This is a genomic window from Robinsoniella sp. (genome assembly GCF_034124845.1).
This window is the reverse complement of the sequence record NZ_JAWYAJ010000250.1, coordinates 1-23,858: the sequence shown is the minus strand read 5'-3', so window position 1 is coordinate 23,858 and position 23,858 is coordinate 1. Positions and strand designations below refer to the sequence as shown.

The window sequence follows — 23,858 nt, the reverse complement described above, 5'->3', positions numbered from 1 at the left end:
GCTGCTCATTGACTGTTCTGGCCCGGAATGCGACGCCGGTGTTCTGCAGGCGGCTTTCACAGCGCCATACGATAGATTTGCAACCCCGATTGTTTCAGTGGATACGTCGGAACATTTCCTTGCACTCGCCGCAGAAGATAAGCTGGGAGAAGCAGTGGTTACTGCTGAAGCTGTGCTTGCATCCATTGGATCTGGTATGCACCACTCGTCTGCGCACCAGTTCTTCCTGCACCTGTATGAAAATTTCCTTTGGAATAATCGCTTCATGGTTACCTTCCACGTAGTATTGTGGGACGGTGCCGTTTTCTTGATTCTGGTTTTGCTGAGGAAGTCGGTGGTGTAGGTCTTTTCCAGCAGGTCGTCACCGATATATTTCCAGTTTCGCAGAATCTTGTTGATGGTGCTCGTCCACCACTTGGTCTTTCCAGCGCCGGTGAGAATACCGTCAGCCATAAGCCCGGCGGCAATTTTGTCCATGCTGTAGCCTTCCATGTATTCCCGGTAGATACGCTTGACAGTTTCCTACTGCTCCGGGTCGATAACAAGGTTACCATCCGCGTCTTTGGTGTAGCCGAGGAAGCGATTATGATTGATTTGAACATGTCCTTGCTGGTAGCGGTATTGCAAGTCCAGTTTGATGTTCTGGCTCGTGGACTGACTTTCCTGCTGGGCCAGCGATGCCATAATGGTAAGGAGCACTTCGCCTTTGGTATCCATTGTATTGATGGAATCTTTCTCAAAGAAGATGGGCACGTTCATCGCAAGCAGGCGTCTGACCAATTCCAAGCAATCCGTCGTATTTCTGGAGAAGCGGCTTAGTGACTTTGTGATGACCATATCGACTTGATGATTCTCGCAATCTGTCATAAGGCTAAGAAGGGCTGTTCTTTTCTCCTTTTTTTTGCCGGTGATTCCTTCATCGTAGTAAATACCGGCAAGCTCCCAGTCACTTCTGGAATTGATGTAATTTTCAAAATACGTCTTTTGTGTATCCAGATCCGCTCTAACTTGGCAGCATGTCATTATTCCAACCGGGCGTATCAGGAATATAACCTCATCTATTACGATGGCGGTGATCCGATGAATTTTAAGAATTATCTGGATTCTATCGGAAACCTAACCAAAGGGATTGATGATGAAAAGTATTAAGCTGTCATCAATAAAGTGAATTTAGACCACTGGTTCCGTCTCCGTGAGAGTGGCTCCCGTTCTCCGTGAGACTGGTACCAAAAGTACGTACAGATGGCATCCATCCGCTGGAATCTACAACAGTTATCGTATGAATATCACGAGCATTGACACAGAGCATGACATTTTCATGCGTGAAGTATATGGATTAGATAAAACATTACGCGAGTAAACTAGCCCTAACGGTATCCGTTAATCCGGACCGACGTTTTCCATCCCGCCTGATTGGAGGTGTAATCGCACAGGAATTTTCAAACACGGCTGCGTCAGCGGCTTGTGTTTATGTGAGTACTTGCTATTGGACGTTTACCTATGAGAGGAGAAGATCAGCATGGATAATGATATAAACAGATTAGCCGACCTTCTTGCTAATCTCATAGAAACGTATGCAGAGCAGTTAGATATTGAAATCTACCAGACCCGTCAAGACCAACAGATGATTAATTTGTGGGTCCGTTTTTGACTTGTTTTTAAGACGTTGAAATGTTAAAATAATGACATATGAATCATGTCCAAACTTTTTTAGGAGACAATAAGTAGATAAAGGAAGGCGGTGGCAGAATGCCTTATATCGCATATAGAGATGTCGCAAAGACTCGTAAAATTAAAGCAAAGGATACAACCATTGCAGACAATACGTGTACATTTTATTGTAAAACGCATGGTTGCAATGCTCGTATGACTCTAGTAAATGGTGCTGATGCAGAAAGAGCATATTTTCGGAGGATTCCAAGCGGAGCACAACATATAAGCGTTTTTTGTTCTGCGGATGGTTCATTTGATCCAACAAACTATGAGGAGAAAAAGTTTGACTTCAATGCTCTTTTTGCAAACCTAAAGAATGCTTCTAGTGAATCAAATAGACCCAGTAAAACGACAGGTATAGCTGTAACAGGGGGCGGTGGAAAAAAAGCAATATCTACTGTACAACAGATATATCTTATGTGCCGCAAATATGAATTATATAATGGATATTGCACAGATGATATTCTGGCTGATGAAAGAAACTTTGCAAAAAACGAAGGTGGAATTGTTGGACGGAAAATTGTCCAATGTACTCCTTACCACAAGTTTAAGGACGAGTTTTCATATAGAATGAATTATCCATCATTCCCTTATCCAAATGGAAAACATATTAAATTGAACTTTGCTACAGAAGAACTGTTTTGGCATTTTTATAAAAAATTCAAATCTACAAATCATAAAGAACTGGTTATCGTGCTAGGAGAATGGACGATACCAACAGAAGTAAATAATACATATATGTCGGAGTGTACTGTTTATAAAAAACGACAAGTACACTTCTTAAAGTTTGATGGGGGCAATAATGGCAAATAAAAAGATTAATTATATATGTATACGAGAGTTTCGACATCTATGCAAGTAGATGGATATTCTTTTGATGCACAAAAGAACGAATTAGGAAATCGCAGAAGCCTTTGATTATGATATTGTTGGCGAATATGAAGATGTAGGTAAATCAGGAAAATCGATTGAAGGCAGAGCGGAATTTAAAAAGATGATGGAAGACATTGAATCAAATAGAGGTGGTGTATCATACATCTTGATTTTTAAGCTTAGTCGCTTTGGTCACAATGCGGCTGACGTTTTAGGCAGTCTTCAACTCATGTAAGATTATGGTGTGAATTTGATTTGCTTAGAAGATGGAAATGATTCAATTAAAGATGCAGGAAAACTAAAGATTTCTGTATTGTCCGCAGTATTTGGAATTGAGCTTAAAATACTTTGATTTAAACTCTAAAGAAAAAAGACAGAAAGTACGTGAAGGAGGATGGCTTGGAGGATTTTCGTCTTATGGGGCGGTTAGAAAATTATGTACAATTTCAAATAAAAAAAGCAATTAATATTGCAAAGGAACGTGGTTATGTACCTAAGATGATGAGTGATAAAAAAGAGTTTAAAGAGGTATTTAAAGAATGGAGTGTTTACACTTATACGAAGTTACTATCTGAACAGATTTTTTTCCACTTAATGCAAGTGATAACAAAAAGATTTTGTATGCTTCCTCCCCATGGGGTGAAGCTTTCATAACTAAAATAGAGTAACACTTGCATTCAAGTTTTGGTTTGGCAAGAAATAGTACTGCTATAGTGGAGCTAGTGTTGTCTATTGATAACACATTTCTAGTAAAGAAGATAGGGTCTCTAGCAGGGAGTGAAAAGATGCAAGAGAATGTTTCTGCACTAAAGATACAATTAGATGTAGCAAAAAAACGGCTGTGCTATTAGATTTTTTAAGTGCAACTTGAATATCTTCTGCAGACCGGATGTCATCATTGCAGATGAGACAACAGATCAACTTGATGTTGATAAAGAATTATAAAACAAAAGTAATGCCCTTGATTTGTTCCTAAGAATAGTCAAGGGCATTTCCCTGCTCCCTGTAAAATAAAACTATTAAAGGTATAAATTGACAATAGATTTCAATGAATGATATAATTATTCCAAATATACAATTTTCTATTTTACATTACTAATAATGAAAGAGGAAGTGGCCTATGAGAAAGAGAAAATTACTGGCATTTGCAATGGTTTTTATCATGATGTTTAATTTAGTATCTTGCAGCAATGCCGGTGCCGGAGAAAAAACAGACCAGGAGAAAACAGAGCAGACAGAACAGGTAAAGACAAATCAAACAGAACAGGGTGAAACAGATCAAGCAGGTCAGGCGAATGCAGACCAGGAGAAAGCCGGTGTATTCCCTGGCACCACGGAAGAAGATACCGCTGTTCTGGATATTACGGCTGAACCCATTGAGATGAATTCATTGCTTGCTTATGATTCCATTGGTATGAGCATATTGGCACAATGTATGTCTGGTATTGCAAGGCTTGACAAAGATGACCAGCCGGTGGCTGACCTGGCTGAAAAATGGGATATCAGTGAAGATAATACGAAATATGTTATTTATTTAAAGCAGGATGCAAAGTGGTCTAACGGGGATCCGGTTACCGCAAAGGATTTTTATTTTTCCTGGGTAACTCAGATGAAACCGGAGACGGGGGCAATGATGGCTTCATTTTTATATGAGAACATAAAAAATGGAGAAGCTTTTTATAATGGAGAGGTTGATGAATCGGAGCTTGGAATTAAAGTAATAGACAATTATACATTGGAGATTGAATGGTCACATCCTATGACAGATGGCCTGTTTCTTTTGGCTCTGTCCATGTATTATCCTATGAATCAGAAGGCTTATGAAGAAATCGGAGCTGCTGAATATGGAAAAGATGCGGATAAGATGGTTACCAACGGAGCATACAGGCTGACGGAATGGACTCACGATGACCATATGATGCTGGAGAAGTCGGAGGATTATCACAATGCGTCCAATATTAAGATTCCGAAAGTAAAGCTGGTTATGATTGGAGATACCAATACCAGGCTGAATGCATTTATAACCGGAGAAATTGATCTGTGTAATATATACAGTGAACAGATTGGACAGGTGAAAGACAAAGATGAAAAGGCAATTCGCAGCTATATTGACGGAGGGTCCTGGTATCTGGGCTTCAATTTGAAGAATGAATACCTGGCAAATAAAAATCTGAGGAAAGCGCTGGCTTATTCTATCGATACGCAGAGTCTTCTGGATAATGTAATTGCAGATGGTTCTGTTGCAGCAGATGGCCTCGTACCGGGGTCGATTGCCGGTGCAGGAGAGGAAAGTTACGTAAGCGTCCGTGGCAGCCTGTTCGCTTATGATCTGGAAAAAGCAAAAGAATGTATGGAACTTGCCCTGGAGGAATTGAAAATATCAGCAGCCGACATTAAGCTGACACTGGATGTTGCGGATACGTCTTACAGCCAGAATCAGGCGGCATATATCCAGCAGCAGTGGAAGACGAATCTTGGTATAGATGTGACCGTGAATGCACAGGCATGGAAATCGCTTCAGGAAGCCTAAGAAAACGGTGATTTTAATATCAGTATTGAGGCTAACGGGCCTAATGAGAATACGGCTATGACATTTCTGAAATACTTTGCAAGCGATAATCCCAATAACATCGGAAAATACAATAATCCGGATTATGACAAGCTTCTGGCAGACGCAAATGTGCAAAGTGATCCTGAGAAAAAGCAGGAACTGATGATCCAGGCTGAGAAGTTATTGCTGGAGGAGATGGCAATGGGACCGCTGTATTTTACCTGCACGACATATGCGGTGTCAGACAAGCTGGAGGGTCTGGTACGCACGCCATTCCAGTATTTTAACGTATGTGAGGGTGCATCCATTAATGCCGGATAAGGCAGAGAACAGAGGTAAAGATAATGTGTTTTCAAGCCCGATATATTGCAAAAAGAATGATCTATGCTTTTATTACCGTAATGGTACTGACAACAATAACATTTATATTAATGCATATGCTTCCCGGGAGCCCATTCTCGGGAAACAAAGCAATCAGACCGGCTATCCAGGCAGCCCTTACAGCAAAGTACGGGCTGGACAAGCCGGTCTTTGAACAATATATGATTTATATGGGAAATGTATGCACCGGAGACCTTGGGAACTCATTGGTAAGCGGCAGGCAGGTCACCGATATTATTGCAGGGGCATTTCCGGTGTCTCTGGAACTGGGAATCCGTTCCCTGATCTTTGCAGTTCTGATTGGATTATTGCTGGGCGTTCTGGCAGCGGTTAAACGGGGGAAAGCCTGGGATACCGGAATTATGATAATCGCCCTGCTGGGGGTTTCGGTACCGTCTTTTATCCTGGGGGCATTGCTGCAGTATTTTTTGGGAGTAAAACTGTATGAGGTCACCGGAATGCATGTATTTGACATCATTGGCTGGAAAGGGGAAAGCAGTAAGCTGCTGCCTTCTTTTGCACTGGCATTTGGTACGATTGCAGTGGTCAGCCGGCTGATGCGTTCCAGTATGCTGGAAGTGCTGGAAAAGGATTATATTACCACTGCCAGAATGAAAGGGCTGAGTAAAAAGCAAATTATTTTCAGCCATTGCCTTAGGAATGCAATTATGCCTGTGATTACGGTACTTGGTCCCATGACCGCTGTATTGTTTACGGGAACATTTGCCATTGAAAATGTTTTTTCCATTCCGGGACTGGGAAAGTATTTTGTGGATTCGGTCCGGTCAAATGATTATCCGGTTATTGTGGGAACAACATTATTTTTTGGTATTTTTCTGGTGCTTTGCAATTTAATTGTGGATATCATTCACAGTCTCGTGGATCCGAGAATTAAGCTGGGAGGTGTTGATGGTGAAGGATGAAAAGGGAAGGATACCGGCTGAGTATTTTGAAGGGGTACCGCAAAATGAACCGAAGCTGAAAGCGGAGAACCCACATCCGGCTATCAGCTATGGCAGGGAGACATTAATGCTTTTCCTGGGCAGTCCATCCACTGCTTTTTTCCTGATTCTTCTATTGGCGATGGTTTTGGGTGCGGTGCTGATCCCGATTCTCAGTCCGTTTGATTATGCTTCACAGAACGTGGCTTTTGCGAATCAGCCATTTTTCAGCAGAGATCCGGTGAATGGATTGCTTCATTTATTTGGCACCGATCATTTGGGGCGGGATATCTTCGTCAGGCTCTGGTATGGTGCCAGAATTTCCCTGACAGTGGCAGGTGCCGTGGCATTGATTGACTGTGTAGTGGGGGTTACATACGGCAGTATCTCCGGTTACATGGGGGGAGCTGCTGATAATATCATGATGCGTCTTCTGGAAGTAGTAAGCGGCATTCCCTATATGGTAATTGTACTGCTGTTGATGGCAATTCTGCCAAGAGGAATCGGATCTTTGATTGTTGCCTATTCCCTGGTGGGATGGACGGGCATGGCGAGGCTTGTCAGAGGACAGGTATTATCGCTGAAAAATCAGGAATTTGTGGTGGCAGCAAAAATAATGGGAGCCGGAGCAGGTCGGATTATTTTTATGCATCTGCTCCCGAATATGTTGGGCATTATTATCGTAAATGCTACACTTGATATACCAGGTATTATTTTTACGGAAGCATTTTTATCGATGCTTGGCATGGGAGTTGCCCCGCCGTATCCTTCACTGGGAGTCATGGCAAATGAGGGAGTTGGTGTGTTTCAGACATATCCCATGCAGTTAGCAGTGCCTGCAATCTATATCTGCCTGCTTATGCTGGCATTCAATCTTCTGGGAGACAGGCTGCAGGATGTTCTGGATCCTAAGATAAGGAGAAAAATCAATTATGGACGAAGTGCTGAAAATAAAAGATCTGAAAGTGTCCTTTAAACAGCGGTATGGGAGTCTGGAAGCGGTACGGGGAGTGTCCCTGTCGATTCGCAAAGGAGAAATTCTGGCGCTGGTTGGAGAGAGCGGATGCGGGAAAAGTGTAACTGCAAGATCTGTTTTAAAACTCAATGACGTTTCCGGCGCGCAGATGTCGGCAGAAGAACTCTGGCTTGGAGGAAGAGATATTCTGACCGCATCTGAGAAAGAAATGCTTGCAATACGGGGAAAACTGGCTGGTATGATTTTTCAGGATCCCCTGACGTTTTTAAATCCTACCATGAAGGTTGGAAAACAAGTGACGGAAACTCTGCGCAGACATGGGAAAAAAACTGCTGCTGAGTGTAAGGCAGAAGCGGTCAGGCTGTTGGAAATGGTTCAGATACCGGAAGCATCCATACGTGCTAAGCAGTATCCCCATCAGTTTTCAGGGGGCATGCGTCAGAGAGCCATGATTGCAATGGCTTTGGCATGCAGACCGGCACTGCTGATCGCAGATGAACCAACTACGGCACTGGATCCAACTATTCAAAAGCAGATTCTGGCGTTACTTAAAAATATGCAGGCAGAGCAGCAGACTTCTGTATTGATGATCACTCATGATCTGAGTGTGGTGGCGAATGCTGCCGATAAAGTGGCAGTTATGTACGCCGGGAAGATCGTAGAGGAATGCCAGGTGGGAAGGCTGTTTGAAAAACCGGCACATCCCTATACAAAAGGCTTGATAGACAGTTTGCCAACCCTGGAAAAAGAAAAGGAACTGCGGGCAATTAAGGGAGCACCGCCGGACCTGGCAATGCTGCCAAAAGGATGTGCATTTGCCCCCCGCTGTGATTTCTGCATGAAGATATGCCGCCTGGAAGAGCCGACCGAAACTCAGATAGAGGAAGGACATAAGACATCCTGCTGGCTTTATCACCGGGATAACCCCAAAGGAGGAAATTTATAATGGAACCATTACTTCAGCTGGAACATGTCTCCAAGGGCTTTACGATAATGGGCAAACAAAGAATACAGGCACTGGAGGATGTGAATCTGCTTGTGATGAAAGGAGAGACCCTTGGTATTGTGGGGGAATCCGGCTGCGGAAAATCTACCCTTGCCAGAGTGATTATGGGGGTTTATCCCAAAATAGAAGGAAGCCTGTATTTCCATGGTGAAAAACTTGATTTAAGACGGAGAAAACACCGTCTGGCTTTTGCCAGAAAAGTACAAATGGTCTTTCAGGATCCATATTCTTCGCTGAATCCCCGCATCACGGTGGGTGATATTGTGGCGGAAAATATGGTGATACAGAATAAATTAACCAAAAAAGAGAGAGAGGCCAGGGTCTTTGAGCTCCTGGAATCAGTTGGACTGCAGAAAACCCATGCCGGACGATTTCCCAATGAATTTTCCGGCGGGCAGAGACAGCGCATCGGAATTGCACGTGCGTTGGCATTAAATCCAGAACTGTTGATATGCGATGAGCCGGTTGCCGCATTGGATGTGTCAATTCAGAGCCAGATTATGAACCTGCTGAAAGGTCTGGGAAAAGAGACGGGTTTAACGTATATTTTTATTGCCCATGATATGAATATGGTACATTATCTGTCAGACCGTGTGGCGGTCATGTATCTGGGACATATAATGGAGATCGGGAGAACAAAAGAAATATATACCACACCGCTGCATCCTTATACCAGACTTCTGCTGGAGTCGGTATTATCGATAGAATCCCGTGAACAGCCCATAAGCGGAAAACGGGCTGAGGCTGATGAGATACCTTTATCTGCAGGACCAGTTAAGGGATGTCCATTTGCAGGACGCTGTAAGTTTGCAGAGGAACGGTGCATGAATGAGAAACCTGCATTAGAGGAAATTTCCGACGGGCATCTGGCTGCCTGCCACTATGCAGACCAAAATCGATAAAAGAGGCCAATTGAATGACAGGATATTTAAATAACGGCATGAGAGAGATCATGTCCAGAATTTTGGAAGTTCGTTATACGGATTTGGAAGAAGAAAAGAGGCTGTGCCAGGAACTTCTGGACAGGTCAGTAAAACAGGAAGACATCTACGGGACAGCATTTGCATGGACTTACCTGGGAGATTATTATATTGCAGTATATGATGAAGAGAACGCTGGAAAATGCCTGTTGGAAGCGCAAAACCTGATTCCGGAAGAATCTGACTGGGACGATCTTCAATTGCGGTTCTACAGTCTGTTTGGGATCTATCACGATATGCGTGCGGATGAAGAAAATTCGATCGAATATTACCTGAAAGCCATTACCGTGGCGGAACGTTTGAATGATGTAGCAGGAGAATGCATAATACTTAACAACCTTGCATTTGCATTTCAGCGCCATCGATGTTATGAAGAGGCACTGAATTATTATATGAAAGCATACCACCTGCTGTCTTCTGAACAGGAGGAAAACCCGGTACGCATCTCTATACTGGGAAATCTGGCAGAAGTATTATTACTTATGAACCGGTATGAGGAAGCATCAAAATATATTGAGGAGTGTGACCATACAGGTTCGGATTCCCCGCAGAAAAAGGTACTGGGATATAAGAACTGGTGTCTCTACTATGCTGCTGCCGGTGAAAAGGAAAAAGCTGCTGCATATGCAGAACGAATACTTAAAAATAGGGAAGTCATCGATGAAGAAATGCTGTCCGCATTTGCAACCTATTATACGCTGTCCCAGAAAATGATGGATTTGGGAATTGCCCATTATGCAAAGTGTTTTCTAATGGCAATGAAGGAGACCAGTGTGGAAGACGGAGTGGATCAGATGCAGGTTCTGGAGGATACAACAATCCGTTATGAACTGCTGTTTGAACCCGTTTCCAAACATGCAGAAGCCTATCACAGATATTATGAGAAAAATCAGCGGTTTCGGACTAAGGTTAACAATATTATTGTAAATGCCATGAAATCAAAAATTCATTTAGACCAGTTGGTGCAGCAGACGGAAATCATGCAGTCGGAGCAGGAAACTTTAGAGCGGGAAGTGAATTTGGATGAATTAACGGGTGTATACAGCCGCAGATATCTAGAAGCTTTATTGCGGGACAAAACAAATGAAAACGCCAGGAAAAAGATGGCAATTATTATTCTGGACGTAGATTACTTTAAGGAATATAATGATTATTATGGACACCTGAAAGGAGATACTGCGCTGCGGGAGATTGCCCGTTGTCTTTTAGATAACAGACAGGAAGGAATTTCTTCATGCCGCTATGGAGGAGACGAATTTGTATGTGTTTGTGAAGGCTTAGGGGTGGAGGCGGTTGAATCATTTATAAAATCCATCAGAGAAAGTCTTCATCTAAAAGCATTGCCACATGAAAAGTCTCATTGCAGCGATGAAGTGACCCTTTCGATTGGCTATGCGGCAGATGAAGAGAAAGCCCAGGTTGAGATGCATTTATTATTTCAACTTGCTGACCAGGCGCTGTATCAGAGTAAGCGTTCCGGCCGCAATACATATTCCAGAAAAAGAGTAGATATGATATGAGAAGAAAAACGAAATTAAATTCTTATCAAACGAAACTGATGGAAAGAATTCTGGAGGTTCGGTATACGGATTTAGAAGAAGAACGGCAGCTTTGCAAAAGGCTGCTGGATGTGTCAGAAGCGGAGCAGTATACCTATGGATGTGCCTTTGCAAATGTATATCTGGTGGACAGCCACCTGGCTTTAGGCGAGTATTCCAGCTGTAGTTTTTATTTGCTTCGGGCAAGTACGTTATGCAAAGAGTATGGTTTTGAAGACCTGATGCTGGTACTGTGTAACTGTGCCGGGCTCTGCTATCAGAAGCTGAATGATGACCAGGCTGCACTGTCTTACTTTTTAGAGGGTAAGAAACTGGCTGAAAAACTGGGAGATATGAGTATGGCTGGAAAGCTGTATAATAATATCGGATATTCATTTGCCAGCAGAGAGGACTGGGATACATCCAGAACATATTTCCAACTGGCATATACGACTATTGAGCATAACCTGGTGGATGAAAATATTGAAGGTGCAGTCTGCTATCTTACTAATTTAGCGGAAGCATGCATACATCTGGGAGATGCCGGGGGTGCCAGAAAAGCGTTGGAGAATTGTGATGCACTGTGTGATGACGGAGTGTACAGCCTTATCCGGTCAGCGTGCAGCTGGTGTGCTTATTATGCCATGACTGGAGAGCGCAGGAAATGTGCTGACAAAGTGGACAAAGTCATAGCAGAAGGACTGCCCCATGTGGAAGACCAGTTTTTTGTCTGCGATATGGCAGAGGGTATGTGTGCAAGCATGCTGAAAATCGGGGACAGGGAACGATGTAAAAAACTGCTGGATATCCTGCAGGGATCCGAATATGACGTTTCCTTATCCTTAATGTACCGTGTTCAGCTTCTTAAAATACAATATTACCAGAAGTACCAGGAAGCAGAGGAGCTTGGACAGGCATATCAGGATTATTATAAAATTGTCAGGAAGATTGCAGCGATCGAAGATGAGATGCGTTCCCAGAGTATGCTTTCTAAGATTCAGATCCATGAGGCTTCCATGGAGCATAAGCAGATGCTTCAGCAGAGAAAGGTGTTGGAAAATGCCAGCCAGCTTGATGAACTGACGGGATTGTACAACAGACGATCATTTAATAAACTGGTGACCAAGATGACCCACGGGGAGAATCTGAAGACCCTGGGCTATATTATGCTGGATGTTGATTATTTTAAACAGTATAATGACTACTATGGTCATTTCCAGGGAGATGTGGTTTTACGAAAGGCAGCGCAGATTTTGTCACATAATGTTAAGGCAGGAATCTATATCAGCCGTTACGGCGGAGATGAATTCGTCTGTCTGTGTGTAAATATGAAAGATCAGGAAGTAAAAGCTTATATCGAACAGGTAACGGAAGAGTTAAAACGGGAGCGGATTCAGCATGAGAAGCATCCTGATTCTGATATCCTTACGGTATCCATCGGATACTGTAATGAGACTTTCCGCACCGGCATAGAACCTGATGAATTGCTGAATATGGCGGATCAGGCACTGTATACGGTAAAAGCGAATGGAAGAAATGGTTGTGCCAGAAAGCAATACGGGATAGACTGAGAAATGATGATAAATTTAGTCTGATAATTTAAAGATGAAAATATTCTGGCACAAAAATAACCATCCTGCATATCATGGCAGGAGGGTGAATTTATGACCAATACATGCCAGTTAAGCAATAATACAAAAGCATATATAGACCAATACCGCTGCATATTCGAAAATATGGTTCAGAAGATGTCAGCGGCGAAACTTACGGAGAGCATTTCAGGCAGTTTCATAACACAGATGATACCCCATCACTATGCAGCCATTGCTATGTCAGAAAACCTGCTGAGGTATACAACCAATATTCCATTACAAAATATAGCAATGAATATCATCACATCCCAGCAGAAAAGCATTGAGAATATGACAGCGGTATATCCGGAGTGTCAGTGCTGCATGAATTATCCGGAAGAATTAAGCTGCTACAAGCAGAATAATGAACATATCCTGCAGAATATGTTTTATGAGATGAAGACAGCAGCAGTCGATAACAATATCGATGCTAATTTTATGCGTGAAATGATACCCCATCACAAAGGTGCGGTCTACATGTCCGAAAATGCACTGCAATTCCCAATTTGTTCCTCGCTGATTCCCTTATTAGATGCCATCGTAACATCCCAAAGGGAGGGCATCCGGAAAATGCAGAATCTGCTTCGCAAAGAAATAAATTGTAATTAAAAGAAAAGGGTTTTGCCGGAAAGTGAGAACAATCCGGCAAAACCCTTTTTCAGCAGGATGTGAAGATTCTGTTATAGCTGATTATTATTCTGATAGACTGTTTTTGCAAAATATAGTAAACTGTATGCATTCAGGTTTTTAAATTAATCAAATCATTTCATGGAGGTTAACATCATACATCTATTATTTTTATGCAGCCAAAACAAAAGAAGAAGTCTGACGGCTGAAAAGGGGGTGAAAAAATATGTGTGAAGAATGTTACAGTGAAAACAACCGGGTAACCCCTTTGTTAAATCCTCTGGAGTGCCTGGAAAATCATACACAATATATCTGTGGATCATGCGGACGCTGCATTTGCATAGAACACGATGAAAAGAGAGGTGTGCAAAGGTGGAATTTTCCCTTTAAATCATCAGATATTGCAAAACTGTATTTAAGAACTGCTGATTACACCAGGAAAAAGGCTTGTGGAATCTATGAACTAAAAAATGAAAAGGGACGCGTTTCATATAAAATATTTGCTGATATAGAAGATTTGCAATTGTTTCTAAAGAAAAATAAGGACAAAGTATGTGAAAAAATGGCTCCGGTTTACAGTGCCGGGGAGTTCCGGGAATATCCGTATACTCAAATAGAAAAATTAACACAGCAAGAAATAGAGCGATATATGTCTGAACGGTCATTGTAAAACGGCCCTGTCTTGTTTCTTTTTATAAAATCCCCAAAGAAAGTCGACACATAACAATCCGTATGTTATCATAATAATAGTATGATCAATAGGAACGGAGGCAGTTATGAGGAAGGAAGATATATGCAGTAAGGCCAGTCTGTTGATTCAACAGTTGATGGAGAGTTATGTTTCCGGGGATCAGATAAAGATTGAAAAAATGTTTGAATATCTTTCTCCAGACATCTTGGTGATTGGAACGGGCAAACACGAGTTTTATAAAGGTATGGAAGCGTTGATCAGCGGTCTCAAAAAGGATCAGGAGGAAGCACAGGGGATTGACTTTATTATCACAAGTGAGTGGTATGAAGCGAAATTGGTCAGTGAGGATGTCTGTATTGTATATGGGGAATTTGAAGCCTGTGAATCCAATGTTCAGGGTAAACAGGTAATTATTAATATGGATACCAGGATAACTTCTGTGGTACACGCTGAGCCGGACGGCAGATTAATTATAGACAGCCTGCATCATTCTGTTCCTTATGCCTATCAGCAGGAAGGGGAGTATTATCCCAAAACTTTTGCGAGTAAGGCAGAAGAAGCCATGCGGCGCAGTGCAGTGCTGGAAAAAGATATCCAGCTGGATTCTATGACCGGACTTTTTAACCGCAAGTATACCGAAAAGCACATTGCCAGACTGCTGGCGGAAGAGAAGACAGAGGGGCTGTTGCTTTTGCTTGATCTGGATGAGTTTAAAAGAGTTAACGATCAAAAAGGGCACCAGGCAGGAGATGCGCTTATTAAGCGCACGGCAGCTGTTCTGGCTGAACATGCAGGGACTTCAGGGATTGCTGGAAGGGTTGGAGGAGATGAGTTCATGCTGTTTCTAAAGGGGATTCGAAGCAGAGATGAAGGGGCTCAGATTGCTTCTGAACTGATAGAACAGGTGGGCAGAATATTTAACGGACTGGGGATGGAACAAAGCTGTTCCATTGGTATTGCAACCGTTGACAATGGGGAACTGTTATTTGCAGAAGCATACAGGATGGCAGATATAGCCTTGTATCAGGCAAAAGAAGCCGGGAGAGGGACATACTTCTGGTATGAAAACCACTGACAAAAAGGTGAAACCTTAAAGGTATTTATCAGATTAAGAAAAGAGAGGCAGACAATGGATAATCAGGAACAAAAACATAAACGTCGTGTAAGATATAAAGGGACTCATCCTAAAACATATAAGGAAAAATATAAGGAACTTCAGCCGGAAAAATATCCTGAGACAGTTGCTAAAGTAATTCAGAAGGGAAGTACGCCTGTGGGGATGCACATTTCTATTTGTGTAAAGGAAATACTGGATTTCTTGCAGATTAAACCGGGTCAGACCGGGTTAGATGCTACACTTGGATATGGTGGACATACTTTGGAGATGATGAAATGTCTGGAATCCCGGGGGCATATGTATGCTCTGGATGTTGATCCCATTGAAATTGTGAAAACAAGAGAACGTCTGGAGAACCTGGGATTTGGACCAGACATATTGACCATTTTGCAGATGAATTTTGCTGATATTGATCTGGTAGCTGAGAAAGCTGGTACTTTTGACTTTGTATTGGCGGATTTAGGCGTTTCTTCCATGCAGATAGATAATCCCGACAGGGGATTTTCTTATAAAAAAGAAGGCCCTTTAGATCTTCGTTTAAACCCGGAAAAAGGCATATCTGCAGCAGAACGCTTAAGAACTATTAGCAGGGAAGAATTGGTGGGAATGCTGCTTGATAATGCGGATGAACCTTATGCAGAAGAAATTTCCAATGCAGTAATTGCTGAACGTAAGCGAGGAAAAGCTATTGATACAACAACAAAACTCCAGCAGATTATTGGAAATGCACTGGAGTTTGTTCCTGCTGTTGAACGAAAAGAAGCAGTTAAGAAATCTTGTCAAAGGACTTTTCAGGCATTGAGAATCGATGTAAACAGTGAGTTTGAAGTGCTTTATCAATTCCTTGAGAAGCTCCCTAATGTACTGTCAAAAGGCGGACGGGCAGCTATACTGACCTTCCATTCCGGAGAGGACAGACTTGTTAAAAAGTCATTTAAGCAACTGTTCCGGGCAGGCGTTTACAGTGAAATTGCAACAGAAGTTATCCGGCCGTCTGCGGAAGAATGCAATCTGAACAGTCGTGCGAGATCTACAAAAATGCGTTGGGCAATTAAGGCATAATAAGGTGACACAAGCATAATTAAGGTGAGATGCATAATTTTGTGATATATGCATATTTTAGGTCATTAAAATGAATCTTGAATAGATTTAAACTAAATCATATTGTAGTTCTGTTCTGATCAGGAATTACAGTTTCTTTAATGGATTTACAGGTTCTGAAAGGACTTCCCGGATGCGGGGGATCATGTTTTTTGTATACTGATAACCTGCTTCCATACAGGCTGTCATGTATTCAAAGGTTAACAATCCAGCTTCAGCCGGAAGAGTTGGCTTCAGCAGCAGCAGCTCTTTTTGCGACAGGCAATCCTTCAGATCTCTGCTCATGATGGAGAACGCATGCAGGGATACTTCAAAAATAGAATTATTTGGCGGCTTTTTATAATCATCGCCCAGATCAACGGCGATGATTCTTTTTTCATCGGCGGCTGCCAGTAAATCGACGGGAAGATTATTCGTTACGCCGCCGTCAACCAACTGTAAGGTTTCCAGTTTTCTGGGCTGAAAAATTGCCGGAACGGAGGAACTTGCCATCATGATTTCACAAAGTTTTCCGGAGTGTTTCCAAAGGACATGCTCCAATGGATAAGTCCAGGCAAAGTTGGTAAATACGATGGTATCTCCGCTTTCAATATCAACTGCAGGAATCACTGTCTTTATATTGATATCTGATAATGATTGATTGCGGGTGAGCTCACACAGATACTCGGCAAGTTTATTTCCCTTTAACAACCCGGTGAGGGTTACTGTTTTTTTGCATATCATTTGAGGTAATAGTTTCAGAATATTCTTATAATCCGGATCCAGATAGGACAAACCGCGGCGGGAGAGATGTGTAACCACATTACACATTTCCGGGATACTCATTCCGGAGGCAAATAGTCCGGCGACAATACTCCCGGCGCTGGTTCCGGCAATGGATGATGGAAGAAGGTGTTCTTCATCCAGCGCTTTCAGCACGCCTACATGTGCCGCTCCTCTTGTGCCGCCTCCGGCCAATGCTAATCCATATTTCATGAAGCAACCTCCAAATACAAGGGTGTGGTATAATGTATGAGCGGGATGAGGATTATATGACCGTAAGATATAGTGGCTTGAGTCCTTAGTGTGCCATGATGGGATTTTAGAAAGATGGATTAAGTTCAAATTTGGAATTGGTTAGGTTAATTTGAAAAGTTAGATGAAGCTTAGAAAACAAGTTAAGATTAAAAGTTGGATAAAGCTCAGAAGCTTGGCTAAATTTAGATGTTTATAAAGCTTAGGATGCAGCATAAAGATAAGAAACAGAATAATACTGTCAGTTTGGAGGTATAAGGAAATGAGATTAAAGGTTTTGGTTGATAACAATACTTATATTGACCAATATTATAAAGGGGAGCCTGGGGTTAGTTATTATATTGAGGATGGAGATAAGCACGTTTTATTTGACACCGGGTATTCTGATGTCTTGCTCACAAATGCGAGAGAGATGGGGATCAACCTGGATAAGCTGACGCATATTGTATTTTCTCACGGGCACAATGACCATACCAGAGGTTATAAATTTCTTGTGCAGCAGTATTCGTTACCGGATGTTAAAATTCTTGCACATCCCGATTGTTTCAAACCCAAAAGAGAAGGTGCAGAGGATATCGGGGCGCCGTTCTCTAATGAGGAAATGAAAAAAAACGGCAGCATGATATTGTCAAAGACTCCTGTCCGGTTAAGTGATAATCTGACTTTCCTGGGAGAAATCCCCTCTCTCAATGACTTTGAGGAGAGAGCTGACATTGGTGAACAATACAGCGGAGGAGTGTGGAAAGCGGATAAAGTAATGGATGATTCTGCTCTTGTGTATCAGTCCGGGATGGGGCTGTTTATTATTACCGGGTGTTCCCACAGCGGTATCTGCAATATCATTGAGTATAGTAAACAGATATGCAAGGATAACAGGATTCTGGGGGTACTGGGAGGATTTCACATATTTGATACGGATATGCGTTTCGAAAAAACCATAGAATACTTTATGGAAAATCAAATGGAAAAAATTTATCCCTGTCACTGTGTTTCCTTTCACGCCAGGGCAAAAATGAATGAATTACTTGAGGTTTACGAGGTTGGGGTAGGCTTAGAATTACTCTTATAAACTTAAATGTTAATTAAGACTTTACCGCAATCGCAGTAGGTGCAAAAAAATGCAGCATTAGAATGGATTGGTGAGAATGATAAAAATAGTACCGAATGCTATTTCGATGCTTAGAATCATGTTATCACTTTGGATGATACTTCTTCTGAAAGAGCCGGGAACAACGTTTTGGATTCTGTATGTTATCTGCGGTTTCAGTGATTTAACGGACGGATGGATTGCGAGGAGATACCGGGTGACCAGCAGATCAGGTGAAGTACTGGACAGTATCGGGGATGTGATGATGATTGGAACATCCGGATATTTGGTGCTTAAGTCTGTCATCATTCCGGGATGGCTATGGATATGTCTATTCATCATTGCCGGAATACGTATACTTAGTTTGTTTGTGGGGTATATCAGATTTGGTACCTGGGCAACTATTCATACGTATGCAAACAAAGCAGCCGGTCTGGTATTGTTTATCGGGCTTCCATTTTATGTTCTCTGGGAATGGAATTCCGCTGTGATATTGATATGTGTAATAGCAGCAGTTTCTGCTATAGAAGAATTGGCAATTCATTTGTCAGCAGATAAATTAAATCGAAATACGCCTGGAATATGGAGATAATTCTCATTCATTTTTTGGATGAGGGTTATCTTTTTAATTGTTGACAAAACATTGTTCTGTTGTTATAATGACCACAGAACAATGTTTTGTCAATGAGAAAGGAGGGCATTATGACCCGAATTGTAAAAGCGCCGGATGTAAGGCGGCAGGAACTGATCGGAATAGCCCTGAAACAATTTTTAGAAAATGGATATGAAAAGACGTCCATACGTTCAATTTTGAAAGAAGCGGATGGGGAAATAGGTATGTTTTATCACTATTTTGAATCCAAGAATGAGATATACGAAGCAGCTTTAGAACATTACAACGAAAAATATATTGCTAAAATGACGGAGCTTATCAACGCTCCCGGTTTGGGTTTTCATGAGAAGCTGAATCAAATCTTTACCCTGCTGCCAGGCTCTCTCAGCGAATACAGTCTGATGCATAGCGAAAAAGTGAATCCCGATATTATGACTATATTGCATGGAAGAACATTGTTAAAAATGGTTCCCTTGTTTGAACAGTTGATTCGGGAAGGGTTAGATGAGCATATTATAAATACACCTGTTCCCAACATTCATTTGCTGAGTCAATTTATACTTTTTGGTATAAGCGCAATTATACACGATAGTAAAGTGCGTACCATGGAAGAAAAATACAGCCATATCAGAGCGCTTCTGTCTAAAATACTGGATGGGGATATGGGAAAATCATAAAAGAATAAATAAGAAAGTAATAAATGGAAGAACAAATATAAAAGAACAAATTAATAATTTAATAAGAGGAGGTAATGTAATATGATGAATTTTCCGGTAGGATTTTATGATTTTCATAAAGACACAGCTTTTAATTTCCAACTGAACCGATTTTATTCATTCGGTTGCCTGAGCTATGATACAATTGCAGAAATAAGTAAGGAGTTAACGGATTTTGACAGCTGGTTCCAGTCCTTTAGCAGCAGAGTCGAGACATTTCACAACAATGGGGATTTGGTGGCTTCGGCAACATGCCTGCGCGCAGCTTTGTTTTTCATGCTGGACGATCATGGCGATGTGAATAAACAAATGCAAAAAACACAGCTCTATGAACAATGCATGAACGAATATCAGGCAGCTTATAAAGATGCCGGTCTGACATATGTCAATGTTCCTTTTGAATCCGGTTATTTTCCCGTTATATACAAGTGCCATACCAATGAAAGCAAAGGTGACATTGTCGTACACGGAGGATATGATTCTTTTATTCAGGAACTGATTCCACTTGTACAGTATATTTACTCCAATGGTTACAATGTTTACATATTTGAGGGATTTGGCCAGGGTGAGGTTTTAAACAGATGCGGTTTGAAAATGAAACCGGAATGGGAGATCTGCACAAAAGTAATTTTGGATTATTTTCGGTTAAAAGAAGTGACTTTAATTGGCATTTCTTTAGGTGGATATCTGGCGGCGCGTGCGGCAGCTTATGAGGACCGCATAAAAAGGGTGGTGCTGTACGATTTAATTTATGATTTTTATGGAGCGGTCTTAGTTAAAGCACCGGATGAACTTAAGAATCTGATTAATCATTTAATGGATATCCCGGATAGTCCACAGTGGAAAAGTATCGAAGCAATCATGCAAGCAAACCCGTTTTCCCTTTGGCTGTTTCAGCAAGGCCAGGAGGTTTTTGGCAATATCACAACCCTTTATGATTATTATAAATGCATTAAGAATTACAATACCATAGAAATATCGCCCTTGATACAGCAGGATGTATTGATTCTCGCAGGGGAGGAAGACATCTATACCGCTTATTTTGAACAACAGAGGAAGGCTCTGACAAATGCAAAATCAGTGAGCGGCAGGATTTTCACGAAAGAAGAAAATGCATCACATCACTGTCAGGTTGGGAATCTGCAATTAGCTATGGATTATATTTTAACCTGGATAGGCTCCAATTCTTAATGCAAAGAAGCAAGGCGTAATGAACCTTGCTTCTTTGTTTGTATAGATCATTGTGCCAACTGATCCAGCGACTTAAAGGTATAACCCATTTCTTCCCACTTGGTCAGGAGTTCATCCATAATGTCAGCATTCGTTTTCGAGGTGCTGTGCAGGAGAACAACGGCTCCCGGATGGATTCTGCCAAGGAGCTTTTTAAAGGCCTCTTCCTTAGTGGGCTGTTTATCCTGATACCAGTCAACATAAGCCAGGCTCCAGAAAAATGTTTTATATCCCAGTTCCTGGGCCATTTTTAAGTTGCTTTCACTGTATTTACCCTGTGGCGGACGGTAGAATTTTGTTAACGGCTGACCAACGGTGTCCTGATAGAGCTTCTCAAGGTCCTGTATTTCCTTGGAAAAGGACTCCATGGTTGACATTTTTGACATATCAGGGTGATGATAGGTGTGATTTCCCACAGTGTGGCCTTCTGCAACCATTCGTTTGACCAGATCAGGGCTGGTGGAAAGGAAGTTGCCCACAATAAAAAAGGTTGCCGGAGCATTATGTTTTTTCAGGGCATCTAAAATCGCGGATGTATTCCCATTTTCATACCCTGCGTCAAATGTCAGATACAGTACCTTCTCGGTGGTATCTTCTGCATAGTATGTATCGTATTTTTTCAGTTCTTCAAATGTTGCGTTTGCCACAGGCGGCTTTCCCTCTTCCTGGAAGCTGAGCCCCCAGTTTCCTTCCGCTGAGGACTGAATGGAGGTGCTGACGGTGCTGTCTACAATTCTGGCGGCAAAATGACCGGCCAGAAATGCTGCCACAAAAAGAAACGCGTATTTTGCCAGTTTTTTACAAAGTGCGTGGTTAATTTTAAACTTAATCATATACATTCCCAAAATCATTTTGTTCTATATATATTGGAGGAATACCGGAATCATGACTGTTTTGCTGAAATGGCTTGTTGCTGTGAAAAGGTGTTGAAGTGTTTACACTGCGGACAGATGAAAAATCTGTAAGATTTAATCGGTTATAGTTGATTTATAGGCGCAGGTAAGATATGCTAAAATAAATAGTTCATATTTTACAACGTGTAAGGGAGAATGTGCATGAAAAATGAAATTAAAAATATAATTCTGGATCTGGGGGCTGATGTCTGCGGGATTGCTGATGTGGAAAGATTCCATGAGGCGCCCAGTGGTTTTCATCCGGCTGATATTTACAAAGACTGCAAATCTGTGATTGTAGTAGGAATTGCATTACCCAAAGGTGTAATGGAAGTGGAACCAAGGCTGATCTATGGTCATTTTAATTATCAGTCTTCCGTACAAGTAGATGCACTGACATTCCGGGCGGCGAAGGAAATAGAAAAACGTTATGGCGGTATTGCAGTTCCCATACCTGCGGACAGCCCTTATGAGTATTGGGATAAGGACCGGATGGAAGGAAAAGGACTGATCTCCATGAAACATGCCGCAGTCGCAGCAGGACTTGGAACGCTGGGAAAGAGCAGCCTGTTTTTAAATAAAAAATATGGCACGCTTCTGACTCTGGGTGCCATCTTCACAAATATGGAACTGGAGGCAGATCCCCTGAGTGATCAGGTCTGTATAGAAGGCTGCAGTCTCTGCATCCGGAACTGTCCGGTACAGGCACTGGATGGAACGACTGCGGTTCAAAAGAAGTGCAGGCTGAATACATATGGAAAAACGGACAGAGGTTTTGATACAGTTGACTGCAATCTATGCAGGAAGGTCTGTCCCAGATGTTATGGTACCGGGAAATAACGTGCAAAGTTGAAAGGAGATGCTTATGAAAATAGCTGATGTCAGACAGAAGCAGAATCTAAGATATCTGCCCCTCCCCCCAAAGGAGGTCATCTACTGGAAAACAGGTGCATTATGCCGTCATTTTGGCATATGGAAAAACAGCCGGAAAGACGGTGCTTGGATAGCGAAGAAACTGTTCCGGCGTTTTGCCGAAATGTATCAGCTGCCAGTGAATTACGAAACGGTGGCAGGAAAAGCATATCTTTTACAAAATATTTATAAGGGGATTTTGGATATACCGAAACGTTTAAATGCGGGCGAAATTATTATGACACATCCTCTGAAATCATTGTCTGAGGAGGAAAACCGTATGCTGGCTGCTACAGTCAGCTGTATAAATTCGGAGGATTCTCTGGAAAAAACCTTAAAGTGGAGTATGAAAAGATACGGGATAGATACGGACAAGGCCAGAGTATTAAAATTCTTAGCAGAAAGCGTTATACTGGCTGGGGAGCAGATGATGCAGCAGAAAACCAAAAATAGTAACGTTGAATCTGCCCGGCATTCTGCCTGCAATTTCCCTAAGAAGCTGTCTGATTATATGGCGTTGCAGATACAGGAAATCTCCGCACTGAGCAGTGATACCATTAATCTGTCCAGCCCTGAGGTGATCCATGATATCCGGGTGGCTTTTCGAAAACTGCTGTCTCTGTCGATAATTTTTGAGAGATACATAAGTGACAGGTGGAAGCAGGAATGCATAATCAGGTTAAAGGAAAACCTCAAGATACTGGGCAGTCTGAGGGATCTGGATATAATGCAGGAAAAGACGGTGTATTTTTTGAAAAAAAGTGGATATAACATAAAAGATGTTCCTGTTTTGTGGAAAATGATTGAGCAGAACAGAGACAGCCGTTTAAGTGAAGTATCTAGTCATTGCAGTTCAGCCTCATATGAAGCGTTTGTAAGGGACATCGGGTCCTATCTAAAAACGGGCATATGCAGGCCGGTTCTGACAAAAGGAGGAAAAGTGATGGCGTTCCAGAGCAGGCAGGTTATGGAAGCAAGCCTCTTTCAGTGCGCTGCACAGTTAAAGGCCTATGATGAATGGATCCATGGACTGGCTGTCCCCGAACCGGTGCTGCACCAGATGCGGATTGCGTTTAAAAATATGCGATATGTTCTGGACTTTTTTCGGGAAGAGTCAGGAGTAAAAGGGCAGAAGCTTATGAATAGCTGCATCTGGTTCCAGACGGTAATCGGAGATCTGCATGACGAAACGGTATTGATAGGCAGTCTGCAGGAGCTGCTGCAAGAAATAAATGATTGCGATGCTGTATGGTGAAAATGTCTCCCC

23 protein-coding genes and 2 pseudogenes are annotated in these 23,858 nt (G+C 42.1%); 21 read left to right on the top strand and 4 right to left on the bottom strand.

Annotated elements, in window-relative coordinates:
- Positions 1 to 94 precede the first annotated feature (94 nt).
- A pseudogene (locus ACH2DQ_RS12510) lies at positions 95 to 477 on the bottom strand (recombinase family protein).
- Between the two features lie 45 nt (positions 478 to 522).
- On the bottom strand, positions 523 to 1,023 hold the full coding sequence (locus tag ACH2DQ_RS12505) for a recombinase family protein (protein ID WP_394914146.1): 501 nt from the start codon (positions 1,021 to 1,023) through the stop codon (positions 523 to 525).
- Positions 1,024 to 1,749: 726 nt separating this feature from the next.
- Here ACH2DQ_RS12505 and ACH2DQ_RS12500 point away from each other — a divergent pair.
- From ACH2DQ_RS12500 to rsmH, 15 genes and pseudogenes are all read left to right on the top strand, one after another.
- Positions 1,750 to 2,526 carry a hypothetical protein gene (locus ACH2DQ_RS12500; protein WP_394914148.1) on the top strand — a complete coding sequence of 259 codons (777 nt, stop codon included), beginning with the start codon at positions 1,750 to 1,752 and terminating at the stop codon, positions 2,524 to 2,526.
- Positions 2,516 to 3,008: pseudogene (locus ACH2DQ_RS12495) on the top strand (recombinase family protein); the annotation flags it as partial. The gene ACH2DQ_RS12500 and the pseudogene ACH2DQ_RS12495, both read left to right, overlap by 11 nt.
- Positions 2,986 to 3,240, top strand: a complete 255-nt coding sequence (locus tag ACH2DQ_RS12490; RefSeq protein ID WP_394914206.1) for a hypothetical protein — start codon at positions 2,986 to 2,988, stop codon at positions 3,238 to 3,240. The pseudogene ACH2DQ_RS12495 and the gene ACH2DQ_RS12490, both read left to right, overlap by 23 nt.
- Before the next feature lie 466 nt (positions 3,241 to 3,706).
- Positions 3,707 to 5,116 carry a peptide ABC transporter substrate-binding protein gene (locus ACH2DQ_RS12485; RefSeq protein ID WP_395026931.1) on the top strand — a complete coding sequence of 470 codons (1,410 nt, stop codon included), beginning with the start codon at positions 3,707 to 3,709 and terminating at the stop codon, positions 5,114 to 5,116.
- A 57-nt stretch (positions 5,117 to 5,173) separates the two neighbouring features.
- The gene (locus ACH2DQ_RS12480) at positions 5,174 to 5,458 is read left to right on the top strand and encodes a hypothetical protein (protein WP_395026929.1); all 285 of its coding nucleotides are present in this window, start codon (positions 5,174 to 5,176) and stop codon (positions 5,456 to 5,458) included.
- Positions 5,459 to 5,481: 23 nt separating this feature from the next.
- Positions 5,482 to 6,441 carry an ABC transporter permease gene (locus ACH2DQ_RS12475; RefSeq protein ID WP_394914150.1) on the top strand — a complete coding sequence of 320 codons (960 nt, stop codon included), beginning with the start codon at positions 5,482 to 5,484 and terminating at the stop codon, positions 6,439 to 6,441.
- The gene (locus ACH2DQ_RS12470) at positions 6,428 to 7,435 is read left to right on the top strand and encodes an ABC transporter permease (RefSeq protein WP_394914151.1); all 1,008 of its coding nucleotides are present in this window, start codon (positions 6,428 to 6,430) and stop codon (positions 7,433 to 7,435) included. Before ACH2DQ_RS12475 ends, ACH2DQ_RS12470 begins: the two co-directional genes overlap by 14 nt.
- Positions 7,392 to 8,381, top strand: coding sequence for an ABC transporter ATP-binding protein (locus ACH2DQ_RS12465; protein ID WP_394914152.1), 990 nt, complete (start codon positions 7,392 to 7,394; stop codon positions 8,379 to 8,381). Before ACH2DQ_RS12470 ends, ACH2DQ_RS12465 begins: the two co-directional genes overlap by 44 nt.
- Positions 8,381 to 9,343: an ABC transporter ATP-binding protein gene (locus ACH2DQ_RS12460; RefSeq protein WP_394914153.1), complete on the top strand. Its 963-nt coding sequence runs from the start codon at positions 8,381 to 8,383 to the stop codon at positions 9,341 to 9,343. The genes ACH2DQ_RS12465 and ACH2DQ_RS12460 overlap by 1 nt, the downstream gene beginning before the upstream one ends.
- A 14-nt stretch (positions 9,344 to 9,357) precedes the next feature.
- Positions 9,358 to 10,941 carry a diguanylate cyclase gene (locus ACH2DQ_RS12455; RefSeq protein ID WP_394914154.1) on the top strand — a complete coding sequence of 528 codons (1,584 nt, stop codon included), beginning with the start codon at positions 9,358 to 9,360 and terminating at the stop codon, positions 10,939 to 10,941.
- A complete protein-coding gene (locus tag ACH2DQ_RS12450; protein ID WP_394914155.1) occupies positions 10,938 to 12,530 on the top strand; it encodes a GGDEF domain-containing protein in 1,593 nt (530 codons plus the stop codon). The genes ACH2DQ_RS12455 and ACH2DQ_RS12450 overlap by 4 nt, the downstream gene beginning before the upstream one ends.
- Before the next feature lie 93 nt (positions 12,531 to 12,623).
- Complete coding sequence (locus ACH2DQ_RS12445) at positions 12,624 to 13,199, top strand: DUF305 domain-containing protein (RefSeq protein ID WP_394914156.1); 576 nt, start codon at positions 12,624 to 12,626, stop codon at positions 13,197 to 13,199.
- Positions 13,200 to 13,443: 244 nt separating this feature from the next.
- The gene (locus ACH2DQ_RS12440) at positions 13,444 to 13,887 is read left to right on the top strand and encodes a hypothetical protein (RefSeq protein WP_394914157.1); all 444 of its coding nucleotides are present in this window, start codon (positions 13,444 to 13,446) and stop codon (positions 13,885 to 13,887) included.
- 106 nt (positions 13,888 to 13,993) lie between these two features.
- A complete protein-coding gene (locus ACH2DQ_RS12435; protein ID WP_394914158.1) occupies positions 13,994 to 14,983 on the top strand; it encodes a diguanylate cyclase domain-containing protein in 990 nt (329 codons plus the stop codon).
- A gap of 54 nt (positions 14,984 to 15,037) precedes the next feature.
- Complete coding sequence (rsmH, locus tag ACH2DQ_RS12430; protein ID WP_394914159.1) at positions 15,038 to 16,087, top strand: 16S rRNA (cytosine(1402)-N(4))-methyltransferase RsmH; 1,050 nt, start codon at positions 15,038 to 15,040, stop codon at positions 16,085 to 16,087.
- Between the two features lie 126 nt (positions 16,088 to 16,213).
- Here rsmH and ACH2DQ_RS12425 read toward each other — a convergent pair whose 3' ends face one another.
- A complete protein-coding gene (locus ACH2DQ_RS12425) occupies positions 16,214 to 17,101 on the bottom strand; it encodes a patatin-like phospholipase family protein (protein ID WP_394914160.1) in 888 nt (295 codons plus the stop codon).
- A gap of 301 nt (positions 17,102 to 17,402) precedes the next feature.
- Between ACH2DQ_RS12425 and ACH2DQ_RS12420 the strand changes: the two genes are divergently transcribed.
- From ACH2DQ_RS12420 to ACH2DQ_RS12405, 4 genes are all read left to right on the top strand, one after another.
- Complete coding sequence (locus ACH2DQ_RS12420) at positions 17,403 to 18,209, top strand: MBL fold metallo-hydrolase (RefSeq protein WP_394914161.1); 807 nt, start codon at positions 17,403 to 17,405, stop codon at positions 18,207 to 18,209.
- Positions 18,210 to 18,285: 76 nt separating this feature from the next.
- Positions 18,286 to 18,819 (top strand): CDP-alcohol phosphatidyltransferase family protein, encoded by a 534-nt coding sequence (locus ACH2DQ_RS12415; RefSeq protein WP_394914162.1) that lies wholly within the window; start codon positions 18,286 to 18,288, stop codon positions 18,817 to 18,819.
- Positions 18,820 to 18,929: 110 nt separating this feature from the next.
- Entirely contained in the window at positions 18,930 to 19,517 is a 588-nt protein-coding gene (locus ACH2DQ_RS12410; protein ID WP_394914163.1) for a TetR/AcrR family transcriptional regulator, read from the top strand.
- A gap of 81 nt (positions 19,518 to 19,598) precedes the next feature.
- Positions 19,599 to 20,747, top strand: coding sequence for an alpha/beta fold hydrolase (locus ACH2DQ_RS12405; protein WP_394914164.1), 1,149 nt, complete (start codon positions 19,599 to 19,601; stop codon positions 20,745 to 20,747).
- A gap of 47 nt (positions 20,748 to 20,794) precedes the next feature.
- Here the strand turns inward: ACH2DQ_RS12405 and ACH2DQ_RS12400 are convergent, their stop codons facing one another.
- Entirely contained in the window at positions 20,795 to 21,616 is an 822-nt protein-coding gene (locus tag ACH2DQ_RS12400; RefSeq protein WP_394914203.1) for a polysaccharide deacetylase family protein, read from the bottom strand.
- A 225-nt stretch (positions 21,617 to 21,841) separates the two neighbouring features.
- Here ACH2DQ_RS12400 and ACH2DQ_RS12395 point away from each other — a divergent pair, with 225 nt between their 5' ends.
- Entirely contained in the window at positions 21,842 to 22,519 is a 678-nt protein-coding gene (locus ACH2DQ_RS12395) for an epoxyqueuosine reductase (protein ID WP_394914165.1), read from the top strand.
- A gap of 25 nt (positions 22,520 to 22,544) precedes the next feature.
- Entirely contained in the window at positions 22,545 to 23,846 is a 1,302-nt protein-coding gene (locus tag ACH2DQ_RS12390; protein WP_395026922.1) for a CHAD domain-containing protein, read from the top strand.
- Positions 23,847 to 23,858 lie beyond the last annotated feature (12 nt).

Bases quoted from the DNA above. Each gene is read 5' to 3' on its own strand.
- ACH2DQ_RS12475 (WP_394914150.1), top strand. From the start codon at position 5,482: ATGTGTTTTCAAGCCCGATATATTGCAAAAAGAATGATCTATGCTTTT.
- ACH2DQ_RS12470 (WP_394914151.1), top strand. From the start codon at position 6,428: ATGGTGAAGGATGAAAAGGGAAGGATACCGGCTGAGTATTTTGAAGGG.
- ACH2DQ_RS12410 (WP_394914163.1), top strand. From the start codon at position 18,930: ATGACCCGAATTGTAAAAGCGCCGGATGTAAGGCGGCAGGAACTGATC.
- ACH2DQ_RS12435 (WP_394914158.1), top strand. From the start codon at position 13,994: ATGAGGAAGGAAGATATATGCAGTAAGGCCAGTCTGTTGATTCAACAG.
- ACH2DQ_RS12455 (WP_394914154.1), top strand. From the start codon at position 9,358: ATGACAGGATATTTAAATAACGGCATGAGAGAGATCATGTCCAGAATT.
- ACH2DQ_RS12445 (WP_394914156.1), top strand. From the start codon at position 12,624: ATGACCAATACATGCCAGTTAAGCAATAATACAAAAGCATATATAGAC.
- ACH2DQ_RS12425 (WP_394914160.1), bottom strand. From the start codon at position 17,101: ATGAAATATGGATTAGCATTGGCCGGAGGCGGCACAAGAGGAGCGGCA.
- ACH2DQ_RS12415 (WP_394914162.1), top strand. From the start codon at position 18,286: ATGATAAAAATAGTACCGAATGCTATTTCGATGCTTAGAATCATGTTA.
- ACH2DQ_RS12480 (WP_395026929.1), top strand. From the start codon at position 5,174: ATGACATTTCTGAAATACTTTGCAAGCGATAATCCCAATAACATCGGA.
- rsmH (WP_394914159.1), top strand. From the start codon at position 15,038: ATGGATAATCAGGAACAAAAACATAAACGTCGTGTAAGATATAAAGGG.
- ACH2DQ_RS12420 (WP_394914161.1), top strand. From the start codon at position 17,403: ATGAGATTAAAGGTTTTGGTTGATAACAATACTTATATTGACCAATAT.
- ACH2DQ_RS12460 (WP_394914153.1), top strand. From the start codon at position 8,381: ATGGAACCATTACTTCAGCTGGAACATGTCTCCAAGGGCTTTACGATA.
- ACH2DQ_RS12505 (WP_394914146.1), bottom strand. From the start codon at position 1,023: ATGACATGCTGCCAAGTTAGAGCGGATCTGGATACACAAAAGACGTAT.
- ACH2DQ_RS12405 (WP_394914164.1), top strand. From the start codon at position 19,599: ATGATGAATTTTCCGGTAGGATTTTATGATTTTCATAAAGACACAGCT.
- ACH2DQ_RS12465 (WP_394914152.1), top strand. From the start codon at position 7,392: ATGGACGAAGTGCTGAAAATAAAAGATCTGAAAGTGTCCTTTAAACAG.
- ACH2DQ_RS12485 (WP_395026931.1), top strand. From the start codon at position 3,707: ATGAGAAAGAGAAAATTACTGGCATTTGCAATGGTTTTTATCATGATG.
- ACH2DQ_RS12500 (WP_394914148.1), top strand. From the start codon at position 1,750: ATGCCTTATATCGCATATAGAGATGTCGCAAAGACTCGTAAAATTAAA.
- ACH2DQ_RS12390 (WP_395026922.1), top strand. From the start codon at position 22,545: ATGAAAATAGCTGATGTCAGACAGAAGCAGAATCTAAGATATCTGCCC.
- ACH2DQ_RS12395 (WP_394914165.1), top strand. From the start codon at position 21,842: ATGAAAAATGAAATTAAAAATATAATTCTGGATCTGGGGGCTGATGTC.
- ACH2DQ_RS12440 (WP_394914157.1), top strand. From the start codon at position 13,444: ATGTGTGAAGAATGTTACAGTGAAAACAACCGGGTAACCCCTTTGTTA.
- ACH2DQ_RS12450 (WP_394914155.1), top strand. From the start codon at position 10,938: ATGAGAAGAAAAACGAAATTAAATTCTTATCAAACGAAACTGATGGAA.